26 protein-coding genes are annotated in these 26,297 nt (G+C 57.5%); 19 read left to right on the top strand and 7 right to left on the bottom strand.

All coding sequences use genetic code 11. The features are described 5' to 3' along the window. Positions 1-2 precede the first annotated feature (2 nt). From uvrD to corA, 3 genes are all read left to right on the top strand, one after another. Positions 3-2,165 (top strand): DNA helicase II, encoded by a 2,163-nt coding sequence (gene uvrD / locus HMPREF3096_RS05035; RefSeq protein WP_012543235.1) that lies wholly within the window; start codon positions 3-5, stop codon positions 2,163-2,165. Between the two features lie 148 nt (positions 2,166-2,313). Beyond that, positions 2,314-2,370 carry a YsgD/CorL family protein gene (gene ysgD / locus HMPREF3096_RS31855; RefSeq protein WP_349815745.1) on the top strand — a complete coding sequence of 19 codons (57 nt, stop codon included), beginning with the start codon at positions 2,314-2,316 and terminating at the stop codon, positions 2,368-2,370. A gap of 150 nt (positions 2,371-2,520) precedes the next feature. After that, entirely contained in the window at positions 2,521-3,471 is a 951-nt protein-coding gene (gene corA, locus HMPREF3096_RS05040; protein ID WP_012543234.1) for a magnesium/cobalt transporter CorA, read from the top strand. A 43-nt stretch (positions 3,472-3,514) separates the two neighbouring features. Here corA and rarD read toward each other — a convergent pair whose 3' ends face one another. Then, positions 3,515-4,408, bottom strand: a complete 894-nt coding sequence (rarD, locus tag HMPREF3096_RS05045) for an EamA family transporter RarD (protein WP_002883402.1) — start codon at positions 4,406-4,408, stop codon at positions 3,515-3,517. A gap of 48 nt (positions 4,409-4,456) precedes the next feature. Then, positions 4,457-4,921, bottom strand: coding sequence for an acyl-CoA thioesterase YigI (gene yigI, locus HMPREF3096_RS05050; RefSeq protein WP_008807947.1), 465 nt, complete (start codon positions 4,919-4,921; stop codon positions 4,457-4,459). A gap of 152 nt (positions 4,922-5,073) precedes the next feature. Between yigI and pldA the strand changes: the two genes are divergently transcribed. From pldA to rhtC, 3 genes are all read left to right on the top strand, one after another. Beyond that, positions 5,074-5,934 carry a phospholipase A gene (pldA, locus tag HMPREF3096_RS05055; protein WP_002883408.1) on the top strand — a complete coding sequence of 287 codons (861 nt, stop codon included), beginning with the start codon at positions 5,074-5,076 and terminating at the stop codon, positions 5,932-5,934. A 67-nt stretch (positions 5,935-6,001) separates the two neighbouring features. After that, on the top strand, positions 6,002-7,828 hold the full coding sequence (gene recQ, locus HMPREF3096_RS05060; RefSeq protein WP_070544322.1) for an ATP-dependent DNA helicase RecQ: 1,827 nt from the start codon (positions 6,002-6,004) through the stop codon (positions 7,826-7,828). Positions 7,829-7,889: 61 nt separating this feature from the next. After that, positions 7,890-8,510 (top strand): threonine export protein RhtC, encoded by a 621-nt coding sequence (gene rhtC / locus HMPREF3096_RS05065; protein WP_008807945.1) that lies wholly within the window; start codon positions 7,890-7,892, stop codon positions 8,508-8,510. 44 nt (positions 8,511-8,554) lie between these two features. Here the strand turns inward: rhtC and HMPREF3096_RS05070 are convergent, their stop codons facing one another. Together HMPREF3096_RS05070 and rhtB are read right to left on the bottom strand one after the other, a co-directional pair. Then, positions 8,555-9,463: an Rpn family recombination-promoting nuclease/putative transposase gene (locus HMPREF3096_RS05070; RefSeq protein WP_012543232.1), complete on the bottom strand. Its 909-nt coding sequence runs from the start codon at positions 9,461-9,463 to the stop codon at positions 8,555-8,557. A 162-nt stretch (positions 9,464-9,625) separates the two neighbouring features. Beyond that, positions 9,626-10,246, bottom strand: coding sequence for a homoserine/homoserine lactone efflux protein (rhtB, locus tag HMPREF3096_RS05075; RefSeq protein ID WP_008807943.1), 621 nt, complete (start codon positions 10,244-10,246; stop codon positions 9,626-9,628). 109 nt (positions 10,247-10,355) lie between these two features. Here rhtB and pldB point away from each other — a divergent pair, with 109 nt between their 5' ends. From pldB to HMPREF3096_RS05090, 3 genes are all read left to right on the top strand, one after another. Beyond that, the gene (gene pldB, locus HMPREF3096_RS05080; RefSeq protein WP_008807942.1) at positions 10,356-11,348 is read left to right on the top strand and encodes a lysophospholipase L2; all 993 of its coding nucleotides are present in this window, start codon (positions 10,356-10,358) and stop codon (positions 11,346-11,348) included. A gap of 44 nt (positions 11,349-11,392) precedes the next feature. After that, complete coding sequence (gene yigL / locus HMPREF3096_RS05085; protein ID WP_008807941.1) at positions 11,393-12,193, top strand: sugar/pyridoxal phosphate phosphatase YigL; 801 nt, start codon at positions 11,393-11,395, stop codon at positions 12,191-12,193. A gap of 88 nt (positions 12,194-12,281) precedes the next feature. Continuing rightward, positions 12,282-13,181 carry a carboxylate/amino acid/amine transporter gene (locus HMPREF3096_RS05090; RefSeq protein WP_070544323.1) on the top strand — a complete coding sequence of 300 codons (900 nt, stop codon included), beginning with the start codon at positions 12,282-12,284 and terminating at the stop codon, positions 13,179-13,181. Here the strand turns inward: HMPREF3096_RS05090 and metR are convergent. Then, positions 13,069-14,022, bottom strand: a complete 954-nt coding sequence (gene metR, locus HMPREF3096_RS05095) for an HTH-type transcriptional regulator MetR (RefSeq protein ID WP_008807939.1) — start codon at positions 14,020-14,022, stop codon at positions 13,069-13,071. The two genes, HMPREF3096_RS05090 and metR, sit on opposite strands and share 113 nt — an antisense overlap. A 247-nt stretch (positions 14,023-14,269) precedes the next feature. Between metR and metE the strand changes: the two genes are divergently transcribed. Next, positions 14,270-16,534, top strand: a complete 2,265-nt coding sequence (gene metE, locus HMPREF3096_RS05100; RefSeq protein ID WP_016160079.1) for a 5-methyltetrahydropteroyltriglutamate--homocysteine S-methyltransferase — start codon at positions 14,270-14,272, stop codon at positions 16,532-16,534. Positions 16,535-16,593: 59 nt separating this feature from the next. Here the strand turns inward: metE and HMPREF3096_RS05105 are convergent, their stop codons facing one another. After that, the gene (locus HMPREF3096_RS05105) at positions 16,594-17,406 is read right to left on the bottom strand and encodes a dienelactone hydrolase family protein (protein WP_008807937.1); all 813 of its coding nucleotides are present in this window, start codon (positions 17,404-17,406) and stop codon (positions 16,594-16,596) included. A 272-nt stretch (positions 17,407-17,678) separates the two neighbouring features. On the opposite strand from HMPREF3096_RS05105, the gene udp reads away from it, so the two are divergent. From udp to tatD, 9 genes are all read left to right on the top strand, one after another. Next, entirely contained in the window at positions 17,679-18,440 is a 762-nt protein-coding gene (gene udp, locus HMPREF3096_RS05110; protein ID WP_002883419.1) for a uridine phosphorylase, read from the top strand. Positions 18,441-18,575: 135 nt separating this feature from the next. Beyond that, positions 18,576-20,024, top strand: coding sequence for a DNA recombination protein RmuC (rmuC, locus tag HMPREF3096_RS05115; RefSeq protein ID WP_008807936.1), 1,449 nt, complete (start codon positions 18,576-18,578; stop codon positions 20,022-20,024). A gap of 70 nt (positions 20,025-20,094) precedes the next feature. Then, a complete protein-coding gene (gene ubiE / locus HMPREF3096_RS05120; RefSeq protein ID WP_008807935.1) occupies positions 20,095-20,850 on the top strand; it encodes a bifunctional demethylmenaquinone methyltransferase/2-methoxy-6-polyprenyl-1,4-benzoquinol methylase UbiE in 756 nt (251 codons plus the stop codon). 13 nt (positions 20,851-20,863) lie between these two features. Continuing rightward, positions 20,864-21,469, top strand: a complete 606-nt coding sequence (gene ubiJ, locus HMPREF3096_RS05125; protein ID WP_008807934.1) for a ubiquinone biosynthesis protein UbiJ — start codon at positions 20,864-20,866, stop codon at positions 21,467-21,469. Beyond that, positions 21,466-23,106, top strand: coding sequence for a ubiquinone biosynthesis regulatory protein kinase UbiB (gene ubiB, locus HMPREF3096_RS05130; protein ID WP_032732163.1), 1,641 nt, complete (start codon positions 21,466-21,468; stop codon positions 23,104-23,106). The genes ubiJ and ubiB overlap by 4 nt, the downstream gene beginning before the upstream one ends. A gap of 129 nt (positions 23,107-23,235) precedes the next feature. Next, positions 23,236-23,487 carry a Sec-independent protein translocase subunit TatA gene (tatA, locus tag HMPREF3096_RS05135; protein WP_002883425.1) on the top strand — a complete coding sequence of 84 codons (252 nt, stop codon included), beginning with the start codon at positions 23,236-23,238 and terminating at the stop codon, positions 23,485-23,487. A 3-nt stretch (positions 23,488-23,490) separates the two neighbouring features. Then, positions 23,491-24,027, top strand: coding sequence for a Sec-independent protein translocase protein TatB (gene tatB / locus HMPREF3096_RS05140; RefSeq protein ID WP_008807932.1), 537 nt, complete (start codon positions 23,491-23,493; stop codon positions 24,025-24,027). A gap of 2 nt (positions 24,028-24,029) precedes the next feature. Then, complete coding sequence (gene tatC, locus HMPREF3096_RS05145; protein WP_004886745.1) at positions 24,030-24,809, top strand: Sec-independent protein translocase subunit TatC; 780 nt, start codon at positions 24,030-24,032, stop codon at positions 24,807-24,809. 32 nt (positions 24,810-24,841) lie between these two features. Then, positions 24,842-25,645, top strand: coding sequence for a 3'-5' ssDNA/RNA exonuclease TatD (gene tatD, locus HMPREF3096_RS05150; RefSeq protein ID WP_162822802.1), 804 nt, complete (start codon positions 24,842-24,844; stop codon positions 25,643-25,645). Here tatD and rfaH read toward each other — a convergent pair. Beyond that, a complete protein-coding gene (rfaH, locus tag HMPREF3096_RS05155) occupies positions 25,642-26,130 on the bottom strand; it encodes a transcription/translation regulatory transformer protein RfaH (RefSeq protein WP_008807930.1) in 489 nt (162 codons plus the stop codon). The two genes, tatD and rfaH, sit on opposite strands and share 4 nt — an antisense overlap. Positions 26,131-26,297: the final 167 nt, after the last annotated feature.

Genomic DNA, 26,297 nt, shown 5'->3' on the forward strand with positions numbered 1-26,297 from the left:
CAATGGACGTTTCTTACCTGCTCGACAGCCTTAATGACAAACAGCGTGAAGCCGTAGCGGCCTCGCGCACCAATATGCTGGTTCTGGCAGGGGCGGGCAGTGGTAAGACGCGCGTTCTGGTGCACCGTATCGCCTGGCTGCTGAGCGTGGAGAACTGCTCGCCGTACTCGATTATGGCGGTGACCTTTACCAACAAAGCGGCGGCGGAGATGCGCCACCGTATCGGCCAGCTGATGGGCACTACCCAGGGCGGCATGTGGGTAGGCACCTTCCACGGCCTCGCGCACCGTCTGCTGCGTGCGCATCATCTGGACGCCAACCTGCCGCAGGATTTCCAAATCCTCGACAGCGAAGACCAGCTCCGTCTGCTGAAGCGTCTGATTAAGGCGATGAACCTCGATGAGAAGCAATGGCCGCCGCGTCAGGCGATGTGGTACATCAACAGCCAGAAAGATGAAGGGCTGCGCCCGCATCACATTCAGAGCTACGGCAACCCGGTCGAGCAGACCTGGCAGAAGGTCTATCAGGCCTACCAGGAGGCCTGCGACCGCGCCGGGCTGGTGGATTTCGCCGAGCTGCTGCTGCGCGCGCACGAGCTGTGGCTGAACAAGCCGCATATCCTGCAGCACTATCGTGAGCGTTTCACCAATATCCTCGTCGATGAATTCCAGGACACCAACAACATCCAGTACGCCTGGATCCGCCTGCTGGCAGGTGATACCGGCAAAGTGATGATCGTTGGCGATGATGACCAGTCGATTTATGGCTGGCGCGGCGCGCAGGTCGAGAACATTCAGCGCTTCCTCAACGACTTCCCCGGCGCGGAAACTATTCGCCTGGAGCAGAACTATCGTTCAACCAGCAATATTCTTAGCGCTGCCAACGCCCTGATTGAAAACAACAACGGGCGCCTGGGCAAAAAGCTGTGGACCGACGGTGCCGACGGCGAGCCGATTTCGCTGTACTGCGCCTTCAACGATCTCGACGAAGCGCGCTTCGTGGTGAACCGCATTAAAACCTGGCAGGAGAACGGCGGCGCGCTGGAGCAATGCGCCATTCTCTATCGCAGTAACGCCCAGTCGCGCGTGCTGGAAGAGGCGCTCCTGCAGGCCAGCATGCCGTACCGTATCTACGGCGGTATGCGCTTCTTCGAACGTCAGGAAATCAAAGATGCGCTCTCTTACCTGCGCCTGATTGCCAACCGTAACGACGATGCCGCCTTTGAGCGGGTGGTCAATACGCCGACCCGCGGCATCGGCGATCGCACGCTGGACGTGGTGCGCCAGACGTCGCGCGATCGTCAGCTGACGCTGTGGCAGGCCTGCCGCGAGCTGCTGAAAGAGAAAGTGCTGGCTGGCCGAGCCGCCAGCGCTCTGCAGCGATTTATGGAGTTGATTGACGCGCTGGCGCAGGAAACCGCCGATATGCCGCTACATGTTCAGACCGATCGGGTGATTAAAGACTCCGGGCTGCGCGCGATGTACGAGCAGGAGAAAGGCGAGAAGGGCCAGACCCGTATTGAAAACTTAGAGGAACTGGTGACGGCGACGCGCCAGTTCAGCTACAACGAAGAAGATGAAGACCTGATGCCGCTGCAGGCGTTCCTCTCCCACGCCGCGCTGGAAGCGGGCGAGGGGCAGGCGGACACCTGGCAGGACGCGGTTCAACTGATGACCCTGCACTCGGCGAAAGGGCTGGAATTCCCGCAGGTGTTTATCGTCGGCGTCGAAGAAGGGATGTTCCCGAGCCAGATGGCGCTTGATGAAGGCGGCCGCCTGGAAGAAGAGCGTCGTCTGGCCTACGTTGGCGTGACGCGCGCCATGCAGAAGCTGACGCTGACCTACGCCGAAACCCGCCGTCTGTACGGCAAAGAGGTTTACCATCGCCCGTCGCGCTTTATTGGAGAACTGCCGCAGGAGTGCGTAGAAGAAGTGCGTCTGCGGGCCACGGTGAGCCGTCCGGTAAACCACCAGCGACTGGGGGCGCCGATTGCCGAGAGCGATACCGGCTACAAGTTAGGTCAGCGGGTGCGTCATCCGAAGTTTGGCGAAGGCACTATCGTCAACCTCGAAGGCAGCGGCGAGCACAGCCGGCTGCAGGTGGCTTTTCAGGGCCAGGGAATCAAATGGCTGGTGGCGGCTTACGCGCGGCTTGAGACGGTGTAACTTTAAGAAAAATATCATTATTTTGTAATATTCTGCTACCTTTATACGTTAAGGCGCCTGATTTGCGCTTTCGCGTTCCGTTGCGTGTTGACGCCGATTTTGCGCTGGCGTAACATGCGCGCACGATTACGCTAAGAGGACATTCGCCTTGGACACACCCAGTAGATGCTGGCTCAACTTCCTGTCATTCAGGAACAACTCCTAAGGCTATCCTCTTATGCTGATAGCCTTAGCGGTTGTCAGCGACCTGCCCTATTCCCGTCGCGCTGAGTCAGGCTTAATGGTCTGAAACCCAATTTGTTTCTGTGTGCCCACCGAACTGTCCGATAATTTTTTTGCATTGGGAGTCCCGGTCATGCTGAGCGCATTTCAACTGGAAAACAATCGTTTAACGCGCCTGGAAGCCGATGAGATCAAGCACCTCGCCAGCTCGGTGTGGGTCGATCTGGTCGAGCCTGACGACGATGAGCGAAGCCGCGTGCAGACGGAACTGGGTCAGAACCTGGCGACGCGCCCGGAACTGGAAGATATCGAAGCCTCCGCGCGTTTCTTTGAAGATGAAGATGGGTTACACATCCATTCCTTCTTCTTTTTTGAAGATGCGGAAGATCACGCCGGCAACTCTACCGTGGCGTTTACCATCCGCGAAGGCCGCCTGTTCACGCTGCGCGAGCGCGAACTGCCCGCTTTCCGCCTGTACCGTATGCGCGTGCGCAACCAGACGCTGGTCGACGGTAACGCCTACGAACTGCTGCTCGACCTGTTCGAAACCAAAATCGAGCAGCTGGCGGATGAAATTGAAAATATCTACAGCGACCTGGAAAAGCTGAGCCGCGTGATTATGGAAGGCCATCAGGGCGACGAGTACGATGAAGCGCTGTCGACGCTGGCGGAACTGGAAGATATCGGCTGGAAGGTCCGCCTCTGTCTGATGGATACCCAGCGCGCGCTGAACTTCCTGGTGCGTAAGGCGCGCCTGCCGGCGGGCCAGCTGGAACAGGCGCGGGAGATCCTGCGCGATATCGAATCCCTGCTGCCGCACAACGAATCGCTGTTCCAGAAGGTGAACTTCCTGATGCAGGCGGCGATGGGCTTCATCAACATCGAGCAGAACCGCATCATCAAGATCTTCTCCGTGGTGTCGGTGGTGTTCCTGCCGCCAACCCTGGTGGCGTCCAGCTACGGGATGAACTTTGAATTTATGCCGGAGCTGCACTGGAGCTTCGGCTACCCGGGGGCGATCGTCTTTATGATGCTGGCCGGCCTGGCGCCATATCTCTACTTCAAGCGTAAAAACTGGCTGTAAAAAAAGGGAGCGGCGGCTCCCTTTTTTACTGGCTGAGGCCGGCTTAGCCTCTGCGCAGCCGGCGCTGGGTATACAGCGCATCGACGATAAATACTGCCAGCGCGACCCAGATAAAGCCGAAGGTCACCATTTTATCCTTGCCCGGCACTTCGCCGTAGAACGTCACCGCCAGCAGGAACATCAGCGTTGGGCCGATGTACTGGAAAAAGCCCAGCGTGGAGAGCCGCAGGCGCGTTGCCGCGCCAGTGAAGCACAGCAGGGGAATGGTCGTGACCACGCCCGCGGCCATCAGCAGCAGATTGAGCGACCAGGGGTTCTCCCCCATATGGCTGGTCGGGCTATCAGTGATGCCAAACAGCCAGATTGCCGCCACCGGCAGTAGCCACAGCGTTTCCACCAGCATGCCGGTCTGCGCGTCGACAGCAATTTTCTTCCGCACCAGGCCGTAAAAGGCAAAACTGAAGGCCAGCCCAAGGCCGATTATCGGCAGCGAACCAAAGGTCCACAGCTGGACCAGCACGCCGCAAAAGGCGAGGATCACCGCCAGCCACTGCAGGCGACGGAAGCGTTCGCCGAGGAAAATCATTCCCAACAGAATATTCACCAGCGGGTTGATAAAGTAGCCGAGGCTGGCTTCCAGCATATGGTGGTTATTCACCGCCCAGATGAACAACAGCCAGTTACCGCCGACCAGCACTGCCGAGAGCGCCAGCAGGAAGATCTTGCGCGGCGTCTTCAGCAGCTTTTTCACCTGCGGCCACTGGCGGCTGACGCTGATGAGCGCCACCATGAAGAAGAAGGACCAGATCACGCGATGGGTCAGAATTTCATCGGCGGGAACATAGTAGATAAGTTTGAAGTACGCTGGCGCGATACCCCAGATAAAGTAGGCGGCGAGGGCCAGAATGATCCCCAACCGCGTCTGTTTCGCATCCATCGGTAAAATCCATTGCCAAAGAGAGTGATGTTACTCGATTTTGGCCAATCAACCCACCATATAGGTGGCCGTTGCGCTGGCAATATAGACCTGAGCTTCGTTATGCAGTTCCACGCGGGCTACCGCCACTTTATTGCCGGCGCGCAGCAGGCTGCTGGTGGCGGTAAACCGTTCACCGCGGCCCGGACGCAGGTAGTCTACGCGCAGGTCGATGGTTCCCATGCGGGAGAGGCGTTGGCGCAGCTCTTCTTCGTTGATGGTGTCATGGCGGGTGAGGGTGCTGCCGACGCAGACCAGGCCAGCGGCGACGTCCAGCGCGGAGGCGATCACTCCGCCATGCAAAATACTCTGCGCCCAGTTGCCGACCATCATCGGCTGATTATTAAAGCTGAGCTGGGCAAACGCCTTTTCATAGCGCTCCAGTTCGAGACCGAGGGCACGGTTAAACGGCATGTGATAGACGAAAATCTCCCCCACCAGTTTCAGCGCTGCTTCGGCAGTAAGTTCAGACATAACACCGGTTCCATTCGTTAACAAAATGTTGATTTTATGCTTCTAAAATATTGATTTCCACTTTCGGAGCGGATTAGGGGGCAGGTGATTAATAAACAGGTAGAATGGCTTCAGGTTAAACAAAAATAAAAACTATTTATCAGGAGACCAGCATGCGTATCTCTTTGGCCTGCCTGGTGGCGCTGTGCGCGCTACCGGCCGGTGTTATGGCGCAGGATGCGTCGGTTCACGACAAACCGGCAGTGCGCGGCAGCATTATCGCCAACCTGCTCCAGGACCATGATAATCCTTTCCTGCTCTACCCTTATGAGAGCAACTATCTGCTCTACACATGGACCAGCGACCTCAATAAAGAGGCGATCCGCAGCTATGACTGGGCCGAAAATGCCCGTAAAGATGAAGTGAAATTTCAGCTGAGTCTGGCGTTCCCGCTGTGGCGCGGCATCCTGGGCGATAATTCGCTGCTCGGCGCATCGTACACCCAGAAATCCTGGTGGCAGCTCTCCAACAGCAAAGAGTCGGCGCCGTTTCGCGAAACCAATTACGAACCCCAGCTGTTTTTGGGCTTTGCGACCGACTACCAGTTTGCCGGCTGGACGCTGCGTGACATCGAGATGGGGTATAACCACGACTCGAATGGTCGTTCCGACCCCACCTCGCGCAGCTGGAACCGGCTTTACGCCCGCCTGATGGCGCAAAACGGCAACTGGCTGGTGGAAGTGAAGCCCTGGTATGTGGTGGGCAACACCGATGATAACCCGGATATCACCAAATATATGGGCTATTACCGGCTGAAGGTGGGCTACCAGCTGGGAGAGGCGATCCTCAGCGCGCAGGGGCAATATAACTGGAACACCGGCTATGGCGGGGCGGAGCTCGGCGTGAGCTATCCCATTACCAAACATGTTCGCGCCTATACGCAGATCTACAGCGGTTACGGCGAATCGCTTATCGACTACAACTTCAATCAAACGCGCGTCGGCGTCGGGCTAATGCTCAACGATCTGTTTTAATCGTTGCACTCTGGCTCGCAGGCGCTGAAAATAGCGCCTGTTTTCTTTTCAGGCAAATGGGGTCAACGTGGCACAGGCGGAAGTATTAAATCAGGAATCGCTGGCGAAGCAGGTTTTACAAGAGACCTTCGGCTACCAGCAGTTCCGTCCTGGCCAGGAAACGATTATCGAGACGGTGCTTGAGGGCCGGGACTGCCTGGTGGTCATGCCGACCGGTGGCGGCAAGTCGCTGTGCTATCAGGTGCCGGCGCTGGTCATGGGCGGTCTGACAGTCGTGGTCTCACCCCTGATCTCGCTGATGAAAGACCAGGTCGATCAACTGCTGGCCAACGGCGTGGCGGCGGCTTGTCTGAACTCGACGCAAAGCCGCGAGCAGCAGCAGGAAGTGATGGCCGGCTGTCGCAGCGGGCAGGTTCGTCTGCTGTATATCGCGCCGGAACGGTTGATGCTGGATAACTTTCTTGAGCATCTGGCGAACTGGAACCTGGCGATGCTGGCGGTAGACGAAGCGCACTGTATCTCCCAGTGGGGCCATGACTTCCGTCCGGAATATGCCGCGCTGGGCCAGCTGCGTCAGCGGTTGCCGCAGATCCCGTTTATGGCGTTGACCGCCACCGCCGATGACACCACCCGCCGTGATATCGTCCGTCTGCTGGGGCTTAACGATCCGCTGATTCAGGTCAGCAGCTTCGACCGGCCGAACATCCGCTATATGCTGATGGAGAAATTCAAACCGCTCGACCAGCTGATGCGCTACGTTCAGGATCAGCGCGGCAAATCGGGCATCATCTACTGCAACAGCCGCTCGAAAGTGGAAGATACCGCCGCGCGTCTGCAGAGCCGCGGCATCAGCGCGGCGGCTTACCATGCTGGTCTGGAAAACGCCGTTCGCGCCGACGTGCAGGAGAAATTCCAGCGCGACGATCTGCAGATCGTGGTGGCGACGGTGGCCTTCGGGATGGGTATCAACAAGCCGAACGTCCGCTTTGTGGTGCACTTCGATATCCCGCGCAATATTGAATCCTACTACCAGGAAACCGGCCGCGCCGGGCGTGATGGCCTGCCGGCGGAAGCGATGCTGTTTTACGATCCGGCGGATATGGCGTGGCTGCGCCGCTGTCTGGAGGAAAAACCCGCCGGACCGCTACAGGATATCGAGCGGCATAAGCTGAATGCGATGGGGGCGTTTGCCGAAGCGCAAACCTGTCGTCGTCTGGTGCTGCTGAACTACTTTGGCGAAGGGCGCCAGGAGCCGTGCGGCAACTGCGATATCTGTCTTGACCCACCAAAGCAGTACGATGGCTTAATGGATGCGCGCAAGGCGCTGTCAACGATTTACCGGGTGAATCAACGTTTCGGGATGGGTTACGTGGTGGAGGTCCTGCGCGGGGCCAACAACCAGCGCATCCGTGACATGGGCCACGATAAGCTGCCGGTTTACGGTATCGGCCGGGAGCAGAGTCACGAGCACTGGGTGAGCGTAATCCGCCAACTGATTCACCTTGGGCTGGTGACGCAGAATATCGCCCAGCACTCCGCACTGCAGCTGACCGAAGCCGCACGACCGGTGCTGCGCGGCGAGGTGCCGCTGCAGCTTGCCGTACCGCGTATCGTGGCGCGGAAGCCGAAGGCGATGCAGAAATCCTTTGGCGGCAATTACGACCGCAAGCTGTTTGCCAAGCTGCGCAAATTGCGTAAAGCGATCGCCGACGAAGAGAATATCCCGCCATACGTGGTCTTCAACGACGCGACGCTGATCGAGATGGCGGAACAGTCGCCACTCACCGCCGGCGAGATGCTCAGCGTCAACGGCGTGGGGACGCGTAAACTTGAGCGCTTCGGTAAAGAATTCATGGCATTGATACGCGCTCATGTCGATGGTGATGATGAGTAGTCAGCCGCGGGAAAAGGTGCCAGAATAGTTTCCCTCTTCACTATTTTCCTGCGAGTTAACTATGCTGATGCTTTTCCTCACCGTGGCGCTGGTGCATATCATTGCGCTGATGAGCCCGGGGCCGGACTTTTTCTTTGTCTCACAAACGGCCATCAGCCGCTCGCGCAGAGAGGCGATGATGGGTGTGCTGGGGATCACCTGCGGCGTCATGATCTGGGCGGGGGTTGCCCTGCTCGGCCTGAACCTGATCCTCGCGCAGATGGCGTGGCTGCATAACATCATCATGGTCGGTGGCGGCCTGTATCTGTGCTGGATGGGCTACCAGATGCTGCGCGGCGCGCTGAAAAAAGAGGCGGTGGCCTCGGCGGAGCCGCAGGTGGAGCTGGCCCGCAGCGGACGCAGCTTCGTGAAGGGACTGCTGACCAATCTGGCGAATCCGAAAGCGATCATCTACTTCGGCTCGGTGTTCTCGCTGTTCGTGGGTGACAGCGTCGGCGCTGGTGCGCGCTGGGGTATTTTCCTGCTGATTATCGTCGAGACGCTGGCCTGGTTTATGGTGGTTGCCAGCCTGTTCGCCCTGCCGGGGATGCGCCGCGGCTATCAGCGGATGGCGAAGTGGATCGATGGTATCGCCGGTACGCTGTTTGCGGGCTTCGGCATCCACCTGATTATCTCGCGTTAACCGGTATGCTGTTTCCCACCCGGCTGTTTCCGGGTGGGAAAGTGTCAGTGGCGAAGCCGCTGCAGCTCATCTTCAGCCAGACCGGTCATTTCCATAATAGCTGCGTCATCAATACCGCGTTTGCGCATTGCTTCGGCAACCTGCAGCAAGGCCTGGTGTTTACCTTCTTTTATGCCCTGCTGTACGCCTTTCTCCATACCTTCTGCAAGCCATGTTTCCGCCAGCGTCATCAGTAATCCTCCATGCTGCGGCACGCGCTGTGCCAGTCCGTACAAGAGTGTCCGTGTATCCTCGGCATCTCCTGCCTGAGCCATATAGTTTACCAATACGGTGATTTGTTGTCCGCTCATCTGCTCCAGCAGTAAGAGATGGGTCAACTTATCCAGCAATTGCGCCATATCGCGCTGGCGGATGTGCTTTTGCACCAGCGTCAGGGCTGCCATGCTGCGGTGCTGCATGATGTCGTCGTCGGGGATCACCGTGATATCGACCAGCGGAAACGCCCCGCTATAGAGCTGGCGGGCGGTCTCAGGATCGGCAAAATTATCCAGCCAGCGCATCGACCAGGGATAGGGGCTGCGTCGTCCCTGATAAAAGAGAATAGGGATAACCAGAGGCAGCGTTTTATGGCCGCTCTCCAGGTGCCGCTGCATGGCGGCGACAGCATAGCGCATTAAGCGAAAGGCCATCAGCTTATCAGGTGCGCTCTGGTGCTCGATCAGAACATGGACATAGCCCGCACCGCGGGTGGTTTCCAGCGAATAAAGGATATCACTGTAGTAAGGCCTGAGATCGTCTTCGAGAAAGCTGCCGGATTCCAGACGCAGGGTATCCAGTTTGCAGATCTGTGTTAACGACGAAGGCAGGTGGAGCTCGATAAAATCGCGCGCCGTCTCTACCCGCGAGAGAAAGGTTTTAAATACCGCATCATGAGGAGTCGCCGTTTCCGCCATCGCCGTTCATCCGTGAATCACGTATCTGGCGGCATCCTGACACGATAGGTTCAACGCCGACAGCGGGTAAAAAAATTAATTACCCGCTTTGCGTGTCGGCTCGTGCAGAGAGTGCGCGTTTTTCGCCCGGCAAACCTCTCTTTGCGAGCGAGATTCCATGATTCAGGCGTGACGGGCGGAGGCGAGCAGCGCCCCGACCAGCATAAACAGCGAACCAAAGACTTTGTTCAGCGCCTTCATCTGCTTTGGCCCTTTGATCCATGCGGAAATGCGCTGCGCCAGGGTCGCATAGCCAATCATCACAATGATATCGACGACAATGGTGGTGACGCCCAGAACAAGATACTGCATCACCTGCGGCTGGTGCGGCAGGATAAACTGCGGAAACAGGGCGGCCAGAAACACAATGCTTTTGGGGTTGGTGAGATTCACGAACACCGCGCGCTGGAACAGTTTGCCGCGCGTCTGCGCCTTCGCCAGAGTATTCAGGTCGATCGCCCCCGCCGCCCGCCATTGCTGGATCCCCAGCCAGATAAGATAAGCCGCGCCGGCCCATTTCAGCACTTCAAAGGCCAGCACCGAGCGGGAGAAAAGGGTGCCGAGACCAACACCAACCAGCACGATATGAATAACCAGCCCGGTCTGCAAACCGGCAATCGACGCCGCCGCGCCGCGGTAACCGTGGTTAATGGAGGTGGTCATGGTATTAATCGCTCCGGAACCTGGTGACAGGCTGAGAATGATTGATGTCAGCAGGTAGGCGAACCACCACTCAATGGTCATGAGAAACTCCCTGATTGTCTGTTTTTATGCCACAATACGCTATTGTGTCAGCATTGTGTGATACACGGCAAAAAAACGATTTTCAGCGGTTAACAGGGGTGTAAACCCGATGTTTGGGCAGAAAAAGGACTGGGAAACACGAGAAAACGCGTTTGCGGCCTTTAGTATGGGGCCGCTGACGGATTTCTGGCGACAGCGCGAAGAGGCTGAATTTAAAGGCGTCGATGATGTACCGGTACGCTTTGTTCGCTTCTGCGCGCAAAATAACGATCGTCTGGTGCTGATTTGCCCCGGGCGCATTGAAAGCTACGTGAAGTATGCCGAAGTCGCCTACGATCTCTTTCACAGCGGCTTTGACGTGATGATCATCGATCATCGCGGCCAGGGACGCTCGGGCCGCCTGCTCTCTGATACCCACCGCGGACACGTCGTCAACTTCAGCGACTATGTCGATGACCTGGCGGCGCTCTGGCAGCAGCAGGTGGTCCCCGGACACTGGCGAAAACGGTTTATCCTCGCTCACTCTATGGGCGGGGCGATTGCCACGCTTTTTCTGCAACGTTACCAGGCGCATTGCGATGCGATTGCGCTCTGCGCACCGATGTTCGGGATTATCATTCGATTGCCGGACTGGATGGTGCGCCATATTCTCGACTGGGCTGAGGGCCATCAGCGCATTCGCGAAGAGTATGCCATCGGCACCGGGCGCTGGCGGGCGCTGCCTTTTGCCGTTAACGTGCTGACGCACAGTCGACAACGCTATCGTCGCAACCTGCGCTTCTATGCCGATGAACCGCGACTGCAGGTTGGCGGCCCGACCTGGCACTGGGTGCGGGAGGGCATGCTGGCCGGCGACGAAGTGCTGGCGAATGTGGAAAAAGACACCGCCCCGACGCTGCTTTTACAGGCAGAGGAGGAGCGGGTGGTCGATAATCTGATGCACGACCGCTATTGTGAATTACGGGCCGCTGCCGGCCATCCCTGTGAGGGCGGTAAACCGCTCGTCATTGAAGGGGCATATCATGAGATCCTTTTTGAAAAGGACGCTATGCGCTCAGTCGCGCTCAATGCCATCGTCGAGTTTTTCAATCGACATACTTAATCCGACGATAACGCTCGTCGCCCTGCTTAGAGGTTAACTTTTTTATGTACCAGGTTGTTGCGTCTGATTTAGACGGCACGCTGCTTTCCCCCGATCATTTCCTGACCCCGTATGCCAAAGAGACGCTGAAATTGCTCACCGCCCGTGGGATCAATTTCGTCTTCGCCACCGGCCGTCACTACATCGACGTCGGGCAGATCCGCGATAATCTCGGCATCCGGTCGTACATGATCACCTCTAACGGCGCCCGGGTTCACGATAGCGATGGTCAGCAAATCTTTGCCCATAACCTCGACCGCGATATTGCCGCCGACCTGTTTGAGATCGTGCGTAACGACCCGAAAATCGTCACTAACGTCTATCGGGAAGACGAGTGGTATATGAACCGCCATCGTCCGGAAGAGATGCGCTTCTTCAAGGAGGCGGTGTTTAACTACAAGCTGTATGAGCCGGGCGAACTGGATCCGCAGGGGATCAGCAAAGTATTCTTTACCTGCGAGGATCACGAGCATCTGCTGCCGCTGGAGCAGGCGATGAACGCCCGCTGGGGCGATCGCGTGAACGTCAGCTTCTCCACCTTAACCTGCCTGGAAGTCATGGCGGGTGGGGTATCGAAGGGGCATGCGCTGGAGGCGGTGGCGAAAATGCTCGGTTACACTCTTGCCGATTGCATCGCCTTCGGCGACGGTATGAACGACGCTGAGATGCTGTCGATGGCCGGCAAAGGCTGCATCATGGCCAACGCCCATCAACGGCTGAAGGATCTGCATCCGGAACTGGAAGTGATCGGCAGTAACGCCGACGATGCGGTCCCGCACTACCTGCGTAAGCTATACCTCGACTGAAAAAGATTGACGACTGGCGAATAACTGTCCAGTCGTCAACCTGACTCTTCGCTACAATGCCTGTTCTTTATCCAACGAGACGACCATTGTGGCGCTGTTAATTATCACCACTATCCTGTGGGCCTTTTCTTTTAGCCTGATTGGCGAATACCTGGCCGGTAGCGTCGACAGCTATTTTTCGGTGCTGATGCGTGTGGGCCTGGCGGCGCTGGTGTTCCTGCCTTTCCTGCGCACGCGCGGCCAGTCTCCGCGCACGATCGTGCTCTATATGCTGGTGGGCGCGATGCAGCTTGGCATCATGTATCTGCTGGCTTTCCGCGCCTATCTCTATCTGACGGTTTCGGAATTTCTGCTGTTTACCGTGTTTACCCCGCTGTATATCACGCTGATCTACGACCTGCTCAGCGGACGTAAGCTGCGCTGGGGCTATCTGCTGAGTGCTGCGCTGGCGGTGCTGGGGGCGGCGATTATCCGCTATGACAAAGTCAGCGATCATTTCTGGACCGGGCTGTTACTGGTGCAGTTGTCAAACCTCTGCTTCGCTATCGGCATGGTGGGTTACAAGCGCCTGATGGAGGTACGTCCGATGCCGCAGCACAATGCCTTTGCCTGGTTTTATGCCGGGGCCTTTATCGTGGCGGTGGCAGCGTGGTTTATGCTGGGCAACCCCCAGAAGCTGCCGACCACCACGCTGCAGTGGAGCGTGCTGGTGTGGCTCGGCGTGGTGGCTTCCGGGCTGGGTTACTTTATGTGGAACTATGGCGCCACGCAGGTGGATGCCGGCACGCTGGGGATCATGAATAACGTCCATGTCCCCGCGGGTCTACTGGTAAACCTCGCCATCTGGCAGGAGCAGCCGCACTGGCCGAGCTTTATTAGCGGAGCGTTGGTGATCCTGGCCTCGCTGTGGGTCCATCGCCGCTGGGTCGCTCCGCACTCCGGACAAACGGCAGATGATCGCAGGCGTGGTTCCGCGCAGAGCGAATAAACGCTTCGGTGACCGGTTGACGCTGTTCGCCATCGCGGACGGCCGCGTACAACCGGCTCCATAATCCCTCACCCAGGGTTTTGGTGACCACCAGGCCCTGGCGTTCAAAGCTTTCCACCACCCAGTGCGGCAGCGCGGCGATGCCCATCCTTGCGGCCACCATCTGGATCAGCAACAGCGTGTTATCGACGCTTTTCAGCTGGGGACTGATGCCGGCCGGCTGCAGGAAATGGCGCCAGATGTCGAGGCGCCCGCGCTGCACGGGATAAATCAGCAGTGTTTCCGAGGCCAGGTCCTCTGGCGTAATCAGCGTCTTCATGGCTAACGGGTGCTCGGGCGCCAGCACCAGACGCACCTCATAATCAAACATCGGCGAGTAGTGCAGACCGCTGCGCGGCAGGATATCGGAGGTCATCACCAGATCCAGTTCGCCCTGCTGCAGCGCAGGCTGCGGGTCGAAGGTCACTCCGGAATGGAAGTCGACCTCCACGTGCGGCCAGCGGGCGCGGAAATTCTCCAGCGCCGGCGTCAGCCACTGAATACAGCTGTGACATTCGATAGCCAGGCGCAGCCGGGTCTGCTGTGGTTCGTTACAGTCCTGCAGGGCGCGAGCGATCTGCGGCAGCACCTGATTGGCCAACTGCAGCAGAATTTCCCCTTGCGGCGTGAAGCGTAGTGGCTGGCTTTTACGCACAAACAAACGGAAGCCAAGGCGCTGTTCCAGATCGCTGAACTGGTGAGACAAGGCGGACTGGGTCTGGTGCAGGGCCGCTGCCGCACCCGCCAGTGAACCGCTGTTCCGCAACGCTTGCAGCGTTTTCAGATGTTTAATTTCGATCATGAAAGTCCTTCACTTCGCCATGAGCAATTTGCGCTTGAGGAATATACAGTAACTGTCAATTATGGATGTGTAAACATCTGGACGTCTAAAACTCGTCATATTTCGACTTGCAGATGCGTTGGCTGCCTCGCTTACCCCAGTCACTTACTTCAGTAAGCTCCTGGGGATGCGCATCGTTGCCGCCTTCCTGCAAGCCGAACTATTTAGAGTTTTTCTTCAGATTCAATGAAATAAGAGAGGAACAAAAATGACAATTATTAACCACACCCTCGGTTTTCCTCGCGTTGGCCTGCGCCGCGAGCTGAAAAAAGCGCAAGAGAGCTACTGGGCGGGCAACGCCACTCGCGAGGAACTGCTGACAGTAGGCCGTGAGCTGCGTGCCCGCCACTGGGAGCAGCAGAAACAGGCGGGCGTTGATCTGCTGCCGGTGGGGGATTTCGCCTGGTACGACCATGTTCTGACTACCAGCCTGCTGCTTGGCAACGTGCCGGCTCGTCATCAGAACAAAGACGGATCCATCGATATCGATACCCTGTTCCGCATTGGCCGCGGCCGTGCGCCGACTGGCGAACCGGCCGCCGCTGCGGAAATGACCAAATGGTTTAACACCAACTATCACTACATGGTGCCGGAGTTCGTGAAGGGCCAGCAGTTCAAACTGACCTGGACCCAACTGCTGGATGAAGTAGACGAAGCGCTGGCGCTGGGCCACAAGATCAAGCCCGTGCTGCTGGGGCCGGTAACGTACCTGTGGCTGGGTAAAGTGAAAGGTGAACCGTTTGACCGTCTGAGCCTGCTGAATGACATACTGCCGGTTTACCAGCAGGTGCTGGCCGAACTGGCGAAGCGCGGCATCGAGTGGGTGCAGATTGATGAACCGGCGCTGGTGCTGGAGCTGCCGCCAGCGTGGCTGGAGGCCTTTAAACCGGCTTATGACGCCCTGCAGGGCCAGGTGAAACTGCTGCTGACCACCTATTTTGAAGGCATTAGTGACAATCTCGCGACCATTGCTGCGCTACCGGTCCAGGGGCTGCACGTCGATCTGGTGCACGGCAAAGATGATGTTGCCGAGCTGCACAACCGCCTGCCGGCCGACTGGCTGCTGTCTGCGGGTCTGATCAATGGGCGCAACGTCTGGCGCGCCGATCTCACCGAAAAGTATGCGCAAATTAAAGACCTCGTCGGTAAACGCGACCTCTGGGTCGCGTCATCCTGTTCTCTGCTGCATAGCCCGATCGATCTGAGCGTGGAGACGCGCCTTGATGCGGAAGTGAAGAGCTGGTTTGCCTTCGCGCTGCAGAAATGCGGCGAGCTGGCGCTGCTGCGCGATGCGCTGAACAGCGGCGATACGGCGGCGATTACCGAGTGGAGCGCGCCAATCCAGGCCCGTCGCCATTCGACCCGCGTGCACAACGCGGAAGTGGAAAAACGGCTGGCGGCGATCACCGCTCAGGACAGCCAGCGTGCCAGCCCCTATGAGGTTCGCGCGCAGGCACAGCGCCAGCGCTTTAACCTGCCGAAATGGCCGACCACCACCATCGGGTCATTCCCGCAAACAACTGAGATCCGCGGCCTGCGCCTGGACTTCAAAAAGGGCAACCTTGACGCCAGTCATTATCGGACGGGGATTGCGGAACATATTAAGCAGGCGATCGTCGAGCAGGAGCGGTTAGGTTTAGACGTACTGGTGCACGGAGAAGCCGAGCGGAACGACATGGTGGAATACTTCGGTGAACATCTGGACGGTTTTATCTTCACGCAAAACGGCTGGGTGCAGAGCTATGGTTCCCGTTGCGTGAAGCCGCCGGTGGTGATCGGCGACGTCAGCCGTCCGCAGGCGATCACCGTCGACTGGGCGAAGTACGCGCAGTCGCTGACCGACAAACCGGTGAAAGGGATGCTCACTGGACCGGTGACCATTCTGTGCTGGTCCTTCCCACGGGAAGATGTCAGCCGTGAAACCATCGCGAAACAGATTGCGCTGGCCCTGCGTGATGAAGTGGCGGATCTGGAAGCGGCGGGGATCGGCATCATCCAGATTGATGAGCCGGCGCTGCGCGAAGGGTTACCGCTGAAGCGCAGCGACTGGGATGCCTATCTGCAGTGGGGTGTGGAAGCCTTCCGCCTTAATGCTGCGGTCGCCAAAGACGACACTCAGATCCACACCCACATGTGCTATTGCGAGTTCAACGACATCATGGACTCCATTGCCGCGCTGGATGCCGACGTGATCACCATTGAAACCTCGCGGTCCGATATGGAGCTGCTGGAGTCGTTCGAAGCGTTCGAGTATCCCAATGAGATCGGGCCGGGGGTATATGATATTCACTCGCCGAACGTGCCGAGCGTGGAGTGGATTGAAGCGTTGCTGGCAAAAGCCGCGCAGCGTATCCCGGCGGAGCGGCTGTGGGTTAACCCGGACTGCGGCCTGAAAACTCGCGGCTGGCCGGAAACCCGCGCCGCGCTGGCGAATATGGTGCAAGCGGCGCAGAACCTGCGCCAGTCCGCCTGATCGTTACGCGAAAAATCAAAAAAGGAGGCATTTGCCTCCTTTTTTCATGCATTGGGTGATTATGCTTTTTTGCCGCCATACTGAGCAAACCACGCGAGCATTCGCTGCCAGCCGTCTTTGGCTGACTCTTCATGATAGCTGGCGCGATAGTCGGCGTTAAAGGCATGATCGGCTTCGGGATAGACCACGATTTCCGCTGTGGCGTTGGCCGCCCGCAGCGCCTGACGCATGGTCTCGATGGTGTCCTGTGGAATACTGGCGTCTTTAGCGCCGTACAGACCAAGCACCGGGGCGTTGAGATCGACCGCGATATCTACCGGATGCTTCGGTGAATTCAGCGATTTTTCTCCCACCAGCTTGCCGTACCAGGCCACGCCTGCCTTCAGCTGCGGGTTATGCGCGGCATACAGCCAGGTAATGCGTCCGCCCCAGCAGAAGCCGGTGATTAGCAGACGATGGGCATCGCCGCCGTGGCGCGCCGCCCAGCTGGCGACATGGTCGAGATCCGCCAGCACCTGCGCGTCCGGCACCTTGGTAACCAGCTCTTTGAACAGGGTCGGGATATCGTGGTACTCATTCGGATCGCCCTGACGGAAGTACAATTCAGGCGCAATAGCCAGATAGCCTTCCTGCGCCAGGCGGCGACAAAGATCGCGAATATGTTCATGCACGCCGAAAATTTCCTGTACCACGATAACGATCGGCAGCGGACCGTCGGCATTTTTCGGGCGGGCGTGGTAGGCCGGCATGTTTTCACCCTGAGAGGGAATAGACGTCTCTCCGGCGATAATATGCTCTTCCGGCGTATGAACGGCGGTGGCGGCGTGTGGTGAAGCTGCAGGTGCGAATCCAGGTTGCTTGGTGGTGGTCATGGTATTCTCCGTACCCTTATTTATTAGCGCATCAATAACTATAGACCCTTTACCTTTAGTTCGGGCGGTAATAAAGCACAGTGCCTGAAAGCGGCTATCTTTTGTTCTATGACGATGAATATAACTTGTTAATGTGATGTGTATCACTATTTACTGAAAAACAACTGCAATCATTATTGGTCTTGGTGACTATCATCACAAAATGTTGCCAGGGGCTTCTGTACAGTACCGTTTTGCTTCTGCTGATAATTCGACCCACAGAGGAGTTTTTTATGTCCAAGTCTGATGTTTTTCATCTCGGCCTCACCAAGAACGATTTACAAGGGGCTACGCTGGCTATCGTCCCTGGCGATCCGGAGCGTGTGGAAAAGATCGCCGCGCTGATGGATAAGCCGGTCAAGCTGGCATCCCACCGCGAATTTACCTCCTGGCGCGCGGAGCTGGACGGCAAGCCGGTGATCGTCTGCTCTACCGGCATCGGCGGCCCGTCGACTTCTATCGCCGTGGAAGAGCTGGCGCAGCTGGGCGTGCGTACCTTCCTGCGTATCGGCACCACCGGCGCGATTCAACCGCACATTAACGTTGGCGATGTGCTGGTTACGACCGCTTCCGTTCGCCTGGACGGCGCCAGCCTGCACTTCGCGCCGATGGAGTTCCCGGCCGTCGCAGACTTCGCCTGCACCACCGCGCTGGTGGAAGCGGCGAAATCTATTGGTGCCACCACCCATATCGGCGTGACCGCCTCTTCGGATACCTTCTACCCAGGCCAGGAGCGTTACGACACCTTCTCCGGCCGCGTGGTGAGCCGCTTCAAGGGCTCAATGGAAGAGTGGCAGGCAATGGGCGTGATGAACTATGAAATGGAATCCGCCACGCTGCTGACCATGTGCGCCAGCCAGGGCCTGCGTGCCGGGATGGTCGCCGGGGTTATTGTGAACCGTACCCAGCAAGAGATCCCTAACGCCGAAACCATGAAGCAAACCGAAAGCCACGCGGTCAAAATCGTCGTGGAAGCGGCGCGTCGTCTGCTGTAATTCAACCCCTTCTCTGTCAGGCCGGGTCCTCCGGCCTTTCTTTTTTGCGTTGCTCCTCGCAGGAAATCCCTTTTAAACTGGACGTTTGTACAGCACAATTCTATTTTGTGCCATCAGGTTATCGCAGGGGGCGTCGTGGATCTCTCAATCATTATCAGCGCGGTTATCGCACTGGCTGCCGGGTTAATGGTCGGCTGGCTGGCAACCAAAGCGCGCGCCGACCAAATCCGGGCCGATCTCATTGAGGAGCGGCGAGAGCTGGATATTGAGCTGAGCGCCGCCCGTCAGCAGCTGGTGCAGGAGGCCCACTGGCGTGAGGAGTGTGAGCTGCTGAACAATGAGCTGCGCAGTCTGCGGGATATCAATACCTCGCTGGAGGCCGATCTGCGTGAGGTCACCACCCGGCTCGAATCCACCCAGCTGCATGCGGAAGATAAGATCCGTCAGATGGTTAACAGCGAGCAGCGCCTGAGCGAGCAGTTTGAAAACCTCGCCAACCGCATTTTCGAACACAGCAACCGGCGCGTCGATGAGCAAAACCGCCTGAGTCTGCATGGTCTGCTGACCCCGCTGCGCGAACAGCTCGACGGGTTCCGCCGCCAGGTGCAGGAGAGCTTTGGCCAGGAGGCGCGGGAAAGGCACACCCTGGCGCATGAGATCCGCAATCTTCAGCAGCTGAACGCGCAGATGGCGCAGGAGGCACTGAACCTGACGAAAGCGCTGAAAGGTGATAACAAAACCCAGGGCAACTGGGGGGAAGTGGTCTTAACCCGCGTGCTGGAGGCCTCCGGCCTGCGCGAAGGCTATGAGTACCAGACCCAGGTCAGTATCGAGACCGATAACCGCTCGCGGATGCAGCCTGACGTCATTGTCCGCCTGCCGCAGGGCAAGGACGTGGTGATAGACGCCAAAATGACCCTGGTCGCCTATGAGCGCTATTTCAACGCCGAAGACGACTACACCCGCGAAGTCGCGCTGCAGGAACATCTTGCCTCGGTGCGAAACCATATTCGCCTGCTGGGACGCAAGGATTATCAACAGCTGCCGGGGCTGCGCTCTCTCGACTACGTGCTGATGTTTATTCCCGTCGAGCCGGCGTTCCTGGTGGCCATCGATCGTCAGCCCGAGCTCATCAGCGAGGCGTTGCAAAATAATATCATGCTGGTCAGCCCGACGACGCTGCTGGTAGCCCTGCGTACTATCGCCAATCTGTGGCGCTATGAGCATCAGAGCCGCAACGCGCAGAAGATCGCCGAGCGGGCGGGGCGCCTTTACGACAAAATGCGCCTGTTTGTGGATGATATGTCCGCCATCGGCCAGAGTCTGGATAAGGCGCAAGAGAACTATCGCCAGGCGATGAAAAAGCTCGCTTCCGGGCGCGGGAATCTGCTGGCCCAGGCGGAAGCCTTTCGCGGCCTGGGGGTGGAGGTGAAGCGCGGGATAAATCCTGATTTAGTCGAACAAGCCACTGCCCAGGACGATGAATATCGTCTCGAAGACGAGGATAACCTCCCGGAAAATGACGCATTTTCAGCCGACTCTGCCGAGGCGTTACATAATCGGGAGGCGGCTCCGCCACGTTGAAACGTATGGGAAATGCGCTGAATCTGATACACTCAGTGAACATTTTCTTGAAAAGCAAGCAGGCATAGAGATGGTTGAGGATTCACAAGAAACGACGCACTTTGGCTTTCAGACGGTCGCTAAAGAGCAGAAACAGGACATGGTGGCGCATGTATTCCATTCTGTCGCGGCAAAGTATGATGTGATGAACGACTTGATGTCGTTTGGTATCCATCGTTTGTGGAAGCGTTTCACCATCGACTGCAGCGGCGTACGTCGCGGGCAGACCGTGCTGGATCTGGCAGGGGGGACCGGCGATTTGACAGCCAAGTTCTCCCGTCTGGTAGGAGAAACCGGCCGCGTCATGCTTGCTGATATCAATGATTCCATGCTCAAAATGGGCCGCGAAAAGCTGCGTAATATCGGCATCGTGGGCAACGTTGAGTATGTTCAGGCCAACGCGGAAGCCCTGCCGTTTGCTGATAACACCTTTGACTGCATCACCATCTCTTTCGGTCTGCGTAACGTTACCGATAAAGAAAAAGCGCTGCGTTCGATGTACCGCGTGCTGAAGCCAGGCGGACGTCTGCTGGTGCTGGAGTTTTCTAAACCGATTATCGAACCGCTCAGCAAAGCCTACGACGCTTACTCCTTCCATATCCTGCCGAAGGTGGGGGAACTGGTGGCAAAAGACGGCGACAGCTATCGCTACCTGGCAGAATCTATCCGTATGCACCCGGATCAGGAAACCCTGAAAGGGATGATGCAGGATGCAGGTTTTGAAAGTGTCGACTACCACAACCTGACGGCGGGTATCGTTGCCTTGCATCGCGGTTACAAGTTCTGACAGGAGGGACGCTATGCCTTTCACACCCCTGGTGACCGCTAGCATTGAGACGGCGCTGAATACTTTTCTCTGGCGTGACAAGGCGCTAAAACCCGCTCGTCAGCGCCTGCTGGGTAAGGTATTGCGAGTTCAACTGCAGGACTTCTCCACCCCGATCGTACTGGCGTTCAGCGAACGCCAGGTTGATGTCCTGAGCGCCTGGGAGGGAGAGGCCGACTGCACTGTGATTACCCGGCTCAGCGTGCTGCCCAAACTGCGTAATCGTCAGCAGCTCACGGCGCTTATCCGTAGCGGAGATCTGGAAGTGCAGGGCGATCTGCAGGTGGTGCAGAATATGGTCTCCCTGTGCGATCTGGCGGAGTTCGATCCCGCTGAACTGCTGGCGCCTTATACTGGCGATATCGTGGCTGAAGGCGTTGGCAAAGTCCTCCGCGGCGGCGCTCAGTTTTTACTGAAAGGCGCGCAGCGCCAGCAGCGCTATGTCGCAGAAGCGATCACTGAAGAGTGGCGACTGGCACCGGGGCCGCTGGAGCTGGCATGGTTTGCGGAAGAAACGACGGCTATTGAACGCGCGCTGGCCGCACTGGAAAAACGGCTGGAAACGCTGGAGGGCAAATGACGCCAGGAGAATTACGGCGCCTGTATTTCATCATCCACACCTTTTTGAGCTACGGGCTCGATGAGCTCATCCCCAAAATTCGTCTCACGCTGCCGCTGCGTATCTGGCGGCGGATGCTGTTCTGGATGCCAAATCGTCATCAAGACCAACCCCTTGGCACTCGTCTGCGCCTGGCGTTTCAGGAGCTGGGGCCGGTGTGGATTAAATTTGGCCAGATGCTTTCCACCCGCCGGGATCTCTTCCCGCCGCATATTGCCGATCAGCTGGCGCTGTTGCAGGACCGCGTAGCGCCCTTTGAAGGAAAGCTCGCGCAGCAGCAGATAGAGAAAGCGATGGGGGGCCTGCCGGTGGAAGCCTGGTTTGATGATTTCTCCGTAGAGCCGTTAGCCTCGGCGTCCATCGCCCAGGTGCATACCGCACGTCTGAAAGAGAATGGCAAAGAGGTGGTGATCAAGGTTATCCGCCCGGATATTTTGCCGATCATTAAAGCGGACATGAAGCTCATCTACCGCCTGGCGCGCTGGGTACCGCGTCTGCTGCCTGACGGCCGCCGTCTGCGCCCGCAGGAGGTGGTTCGCGAATATGAAAAAACGCTGCTGGACGAGCTGAACCTGTTGCGGGAATCCGCCAACGCCATTCAGCTGCGGCGTAATTTCGAAGATAGTCCGATGCTGTACGTGCCGGAGGTGTACCCCGACTACTGCAGCGAAAGCATGATGGTGATGGAGCGCATCTACGGTATCCCGGTGTCCGACGTGGAGGCGCTGGAGGCCCAGGGGACCAACATGCAGCTGCTGGCGGAGCGGGGCGTGCAGGTCTTCTTTACCCAGGTGTTCCGCGACAGCTTCTTTCATGCCGATATGCACCCTGGCAACATATTCGTCAGCTACGAGCACCCGGAAGATCCGCAGTATATCGGCATCGACTGCGGTATTGTCGGCTCGCTGAACAAAGAAGATAAGCGCTATCTGGCGGAAAACTTTATCGCCTTCTTTAACCGCGATTATCGTAAGGTGGCTGAGCTGCACGTCGATTCCGGTTGGGTACCGCCCGATACGAATGTCGAAGAGTTTGAGTTCGCGATCCGCACGGTCTGCGAGCCGATCTTTGAGAAGCCGCTGGCGGAGATCTCCTTCGGCCACGTGCTACTTAATCTGTTCAATACCGCGCGGCGTTTCAATATGGAAGTCCAGCCGCAGCTCGTTTTACTACAGAAGACATTACTTTACGTAGAAGGGGTAGGCCGGCAGCTCTATCCTCAGTTAGACTTGTGGAAAACGGCGAAGCCTTTCCTCGAGTCGTGGATCAAAGATCAGGTCGGCATTCCGGCGCTGGTGCGCGCGTTTAAAGACAAAGCGCCGTTCTGGATCGAAAGAATGCCTGAAATACCTGAGCTGGTGTATCAGAGCCTGCAGCAGAGCAAACAGCTGCAGACCAGCGTCGATACCATCGTGCGGGATATGCATGTGCGTCATGTGCGCCAGGGCCAATCCCGTTATCTGTTTGGTATAGGCGCGGTTTTATTGCTCAGTGGTACGCTGCTCTTTATCCATCGCCCTGAGTGGGGAATGATGCCCGGCTGGTTGATGGCCGGCGGTGTGGTGACCTGGCTGATTGGCTGGCGGAAAACCCACTGATCGGTTCGCCTCTTCATGACGCAGGCTTATTTGCGCAAAATCATGCCAGTCGCCTGACGAAGAGGCGGCTCGCAGGATGGCGTGTATAATGCGTCCACATAATTCATCATCTGTCATAGGGGAACGTGTATGGGTGGTATCAGTATTTGGCAGTTATTAATTGTTGTCGTCATCGTAGTTCTGCTTTTTGGGACGAAGAAGCTGAGCTCACTGGGGTCAGACTTAGGGGCATCTATCAAAGGCTTTAAAAAAGCCATGAGTGATGATGATAAACCCGAAAAGTCGGCGCCAGACGCAGATTTCACGGCGAAAACCATCGCCGATAAACAGGATGATGCAAAAAAAGACGAGACAAAACGCCACGACAAAGAGCAGGTGTAACTCGTGTTCGATATTGGTTTTAGTGAACTACTGCTGGTGTTTGTGATTGGCCTCATTGTTCTGGGGCCACAGCGGCTTCCCGTCGCGGTTAAAACGGTGGTTGGCTGGATCCGTACGCTACGCTCGCTGGCGACCACGGTACAAAATGAGCTGGCCCAGGAGCTAAAACTGCAGGAGTTCCAGGAGAGCCTCAAGAAGGTGGAAAAGGCCAGCCTGAATAACCTGACGCCGGAGCTGAAAGCCTCCATGGATGAACTGCGCGAGGCTGCGGAGTCGATGAAGCGCTCCTATAGCGCCCACGATCCTGAAAAGGCCAGCGACGAAGCCAATACCATCCTTAATCCGGTGGTGAAAGGCAGTGAAGCGCAGCGCCAGGACGTCACGCCGGCGACGGCAGAACATCAGGCCAGCGCTCCGGCTCATGCGCCGGATCCTGTCGCCGATGAGCAACCCGCTTCACCGGCTGAACTTCCGGCAGAGAAAACATCCGCTACGGCGGCAGCCCCTCATTCTTCCCCCGCATCGAGTGATAAACCGTAAACATGGGCGTAGACGATACACAACCGCTAATTTCGCATCTGATTGAGCTGCGCAAGCGTCTGCTCAACAGCATCATTGCTATCCTGGTGATCTTCCTGGCGCTGGTCTATTTCGCCAATGATATCTACCAGCTGGTCTCGGCCCCGCTTATCAGCAAGATGCCGGTAGGCGCGACGATGATCGCCACTGATGTCGCTTCACCTTTCTTCACGCCGATAAAGCTGACCTTCATGGTGTCGGTGATCCTGTCAGTGCCGATTATTCTTTACCAGGTATGGGCCTTCGTCGCGCCGGCGCTGTATAAGCACGAGCGCCGGCTGGTGGTGCCTTTACTGGTATCCAGTACGCTGCTTTTCTATATCGGCATGGCTTTCGCTTATTTTGTCGTGTTTCCGCTGGCGTTCGGCTTCCTGACCCATGCTGCCCCGGAGGGGGTGCTGGTCTCGACCGATATCCGCAGCTATCTCGACTTCGTGATGGCGCTGTTTATGGCTTTCGGGGTCTCTTTTGAGGTACCGGTCGCCATTGTGCTGCTCTGCTGGATGGGCGTTACTACGCCGGAAGAACTGCGCAAAAAACGGCCGTATGTGCTGGTGGGCGCCTTCGTGGTGGGCATGCTGTTGACGCCGCCGGACGTATTCTCGCAGACGCTGCTGGCCATTCCGATGTACTGTCTGTTTGAAGTCGGGGTGTTCTTCGCCCGCTTCTACACCGGGAAGCGCCTGACGCGCGATGACGATGCCGCGGCCGAAGCTGAAGCCGCAGAGCACAGAGAAGAGTAATACCGTCAACCGCCCGCCAGGGCGGTTGTTATATGGGAGCGTTCATGTTTGATATCGGCGTTAATCTGACCAGTTCGCAGTTTTCCCGCGACCATGATGAGGTGGTGGCGCGCGCCCGGGCGGCGGGGGTTCACGGCATGCTGCTGACCGGCACAAATTTGCCGGAGAGCCAGCAGGCCCAGAGAATGGCGAGCCGCTATTCCGGCTGCTGGTCCACGGCGGGGGTTCATCCCCATGATGGCAGCAGCTGGACGCCAGCGGTCGCCGAGGCGATTTATACCCTCGCCCGCGAGCCACAGGTGGTGGCGATAGGTGAGTGCGGTCTGGATTTTAACCGTAATTTCTCCACGCCGCAGGAGCAGGAGGCAGCCTTCAGCGCCCAGCTGGCGCTGGCCGCTGAGCTGTCGATGCCGGTGTTTTTACACTGCCGCGACGCCCACGACCGGTTTCTGGCGTTGCTTAAACCCTGGCTTGAGAAGATCCCGGGCGCGGTGCTGCACTGCTTTACCGGCAGCCGCAGCGAGGTGCAGGAATGCCTGGATCTGGGCCTGTTTATCGGTATTACCGGTTGGGTATGCGATGAGCGGCGGGGACTGGAGCTGCGCGAGCTGCTGCCGGCGATCCCGGCGGAACGTCTGCTGCTGGAGACCGATGCGCCTTATCTGCTGCCTCGCGACCTCAAGCCGAGACCGGCCTCGCGGCGTAACGAGCCCGCGTATTTGCCGCATATCCTGGCCAGCGTCGCGAGCTGGCGGGGCGAAGAGACGCAATGGCTGGAGGCGCAAACGGACGCAAACGTCAGGACGCTGTTTGGCATCGACGTTAACGGCGTTTAGATTTTCTGGAAGTCGGTATTTTTAACGCTCTGCAGGACTTGCTTATTCAGCAGGTTTAACAGCAACATAGAACGAGCTTCGCCGTCCGGCTCGGTGAAGATAGCCTGTAAGCCTTCGAACGCGCCGTCGGTGATTAGCACGCTATCGCCCTCATGCGGCGTTTCCGGGTCGGTAATGCCTTCTGGTTTGTAGATAGAGAGCTGATGAATCACCGCCGAGGGAACGACAGCGGGCAGGGCGCCAAAGCGCACGAAGTTGTTAACCCCGCGGGTGGCGCTGATGGTAGTGGTATGAATCACCTCTGGATCGAACTCAATAAACAGGTAGTTCGGGAACAGCGGTTCGCTGACCATGGTGCGTTTACCGCGAATGATTTTTTCCAGCGCAATCGTCGGCATCAGGCAGTTAACTGACTGACGTTCCAGATGTTCCTGGGCTCGTTGTAGCTGCCCACGTTTGCAATACAGTAAGTACCAGGCTTGCATAATGACTCATTCCACTTCTAATAACGGCAAGCATAACAAATGGCTGGTGTAATCGCGAAAGCCATTATAATTGAAATCCAAATTTCAGCGTTCTTTCACGCTAATTTAACAAAATTACAGCATCGCGCCGTCGAACACCGTATAATTAGCCGCCTGTAGAGAGGTCA

It is taken from the genome of Klebsiella sp. HMSC25G12, from assembly GCF_001807705.1.
In the GTDB taxonomy this organism is placed as follows: domain Bacteria; phylum Pseudomonadota; class Gammaproteobacteria; order Enterobacterales; family Enterobacteriaceae; genus Klebsiella; species Klebsiella variicola.

Bases quoted from the DNA above. Each gene is read 5' to 3' on its own strand.
- tatC (WP_004886745.1), top strand. From the start codon at position 24,030: ATGGGCGTAGACGATACACAACCGCTAATTTCGCATCTGATTGAGCTG.
- HMPREF3096_RS05070 (WP_012543232.1), bottom strand. From the start codon at position 9,463: ATGGCGGAAACGGCGACTCCTCATGATGCGGTATTTAAAACCTTTCTC.
- rhtC (WP_008807945.1), top strand. From the start codon at position 7,890: ATGCTGATGCTTTTCCTCACCGTGGCGCTGGTGCATATCATTGCGCTG.
- udp (WP_002883419.1), top strand. From the start codon at position 17,679: ATGTCCAAGTCTGATGTTTTTCATCTCGGCCTCACCAAGAACGATTTA.
- ubiJ (WP_008807934.1), top strand. From the start codon at position 20,864: ATGCCTTTCACACCCCTGGTGACCGCTAGCATTGAGACGGCGCTGAAT.
- yigL (WP_008807941.1), top strand. From the start codon at position 11,393: ATGTACCAGGTTGTTGCGTCTGATTTAGACGGCACGCTGCTTTCCCCC.
- pldA (WP_002883408.1), top strand. From the start codon at position 5,074: ATGCGTATCTCTTTGGCCTGCCTGGTGGCGCTGTGCGCGCTACCGGCC.
- yigI (WP_008807947.1), bottom strand. From the start codon at position 4,921: ATGTCTGAACTTACTGCCGAAGCAGCGCTGAAACTGGTGGGGGAGATT.
- metR (WP_008807939.1), bottom strand. From the start codon at position 14,022: ATGATCGAAATTAAACATCTGAAAACGCTGCAAGCGTTGCGGAACAGC.
- pldB (WP_008807942.1), top strand. From the start codon at position 10,356: ATGTTTGGGCAGAAAAAGGACTGGGAAACACGAGAAAACGCGTTTGCG.
- tatD (WP_162822802.1), top strand. From the start codon at position 24,842: ATGGGAGCGTTCATGTTTGATATCGGCGTTAATCTGACCAGTTCGCAG.
- corA (WP_012543234.1), top strand. From the start codon at position 2,521: ATGCTGAGCGCATTTCAACTGGAAAACAATCGTTTAACGCGCCTGGAA.
- tatA (WP_002883425.1), top strand. From the start codon at position 23,236: ATGGGTGGTATCAGTATTTGGCAGTTATTAATTGTTGTCGTCATCGTA.
- rarD (WP_002883402.1), bottom strand. From the start codon at position 4,408: ATGGATGCGAAACAGACGCGGTTGGGGATCATTCTGGCCCTCGCCGCC.
- uvrD (WP_012543235.1), top strand. From the start codon at position 3: ATGGACGTTTCTTACCTGCTCGACAGCCTTAATGACAAACAGCGTGAA.
- ubiB (WP_032732163.1), top strand. From the start codon at position 21,466: ATGACGCCAGGAGAATTACGGCGCCTGTATTTCATCATCCACACCTTT.
- HMPREF3096_RS05105 (WP_008807937.1), bottom strand. From the start codon at position 17,406: ATGACCACCACCAAGCAACCTGGATTCGCACCTGCAGCTTCACCACAC.
- rhtB (WP_008807943.1), bottom strand. From the start codon at position 10,246: ATGACCATTGAGTGGTGGTTCGCCTACCTGCTGACATCAATCATTCTC.
- metE (WP_016160079.1), top strand. From the start codon at position 14,270: ATGACAATTATTAACCACACCCTCGGTTTTCCTCGCGTTGGCCTGCGC.
- rfaH (WP_008807930.1), bottom strand. From the start codon at position 26,130: ATGCAAGCCTGGTACTTACTGTATTGCAAACGTGGGCAGCTACAACGA.
- ubiE (WP_008807935.1), top strand. From the start codon at position 20,095: ATGGTTGAGGATTCACAAGAAACGACGCACTTTGGCTTTCAGACGGTC.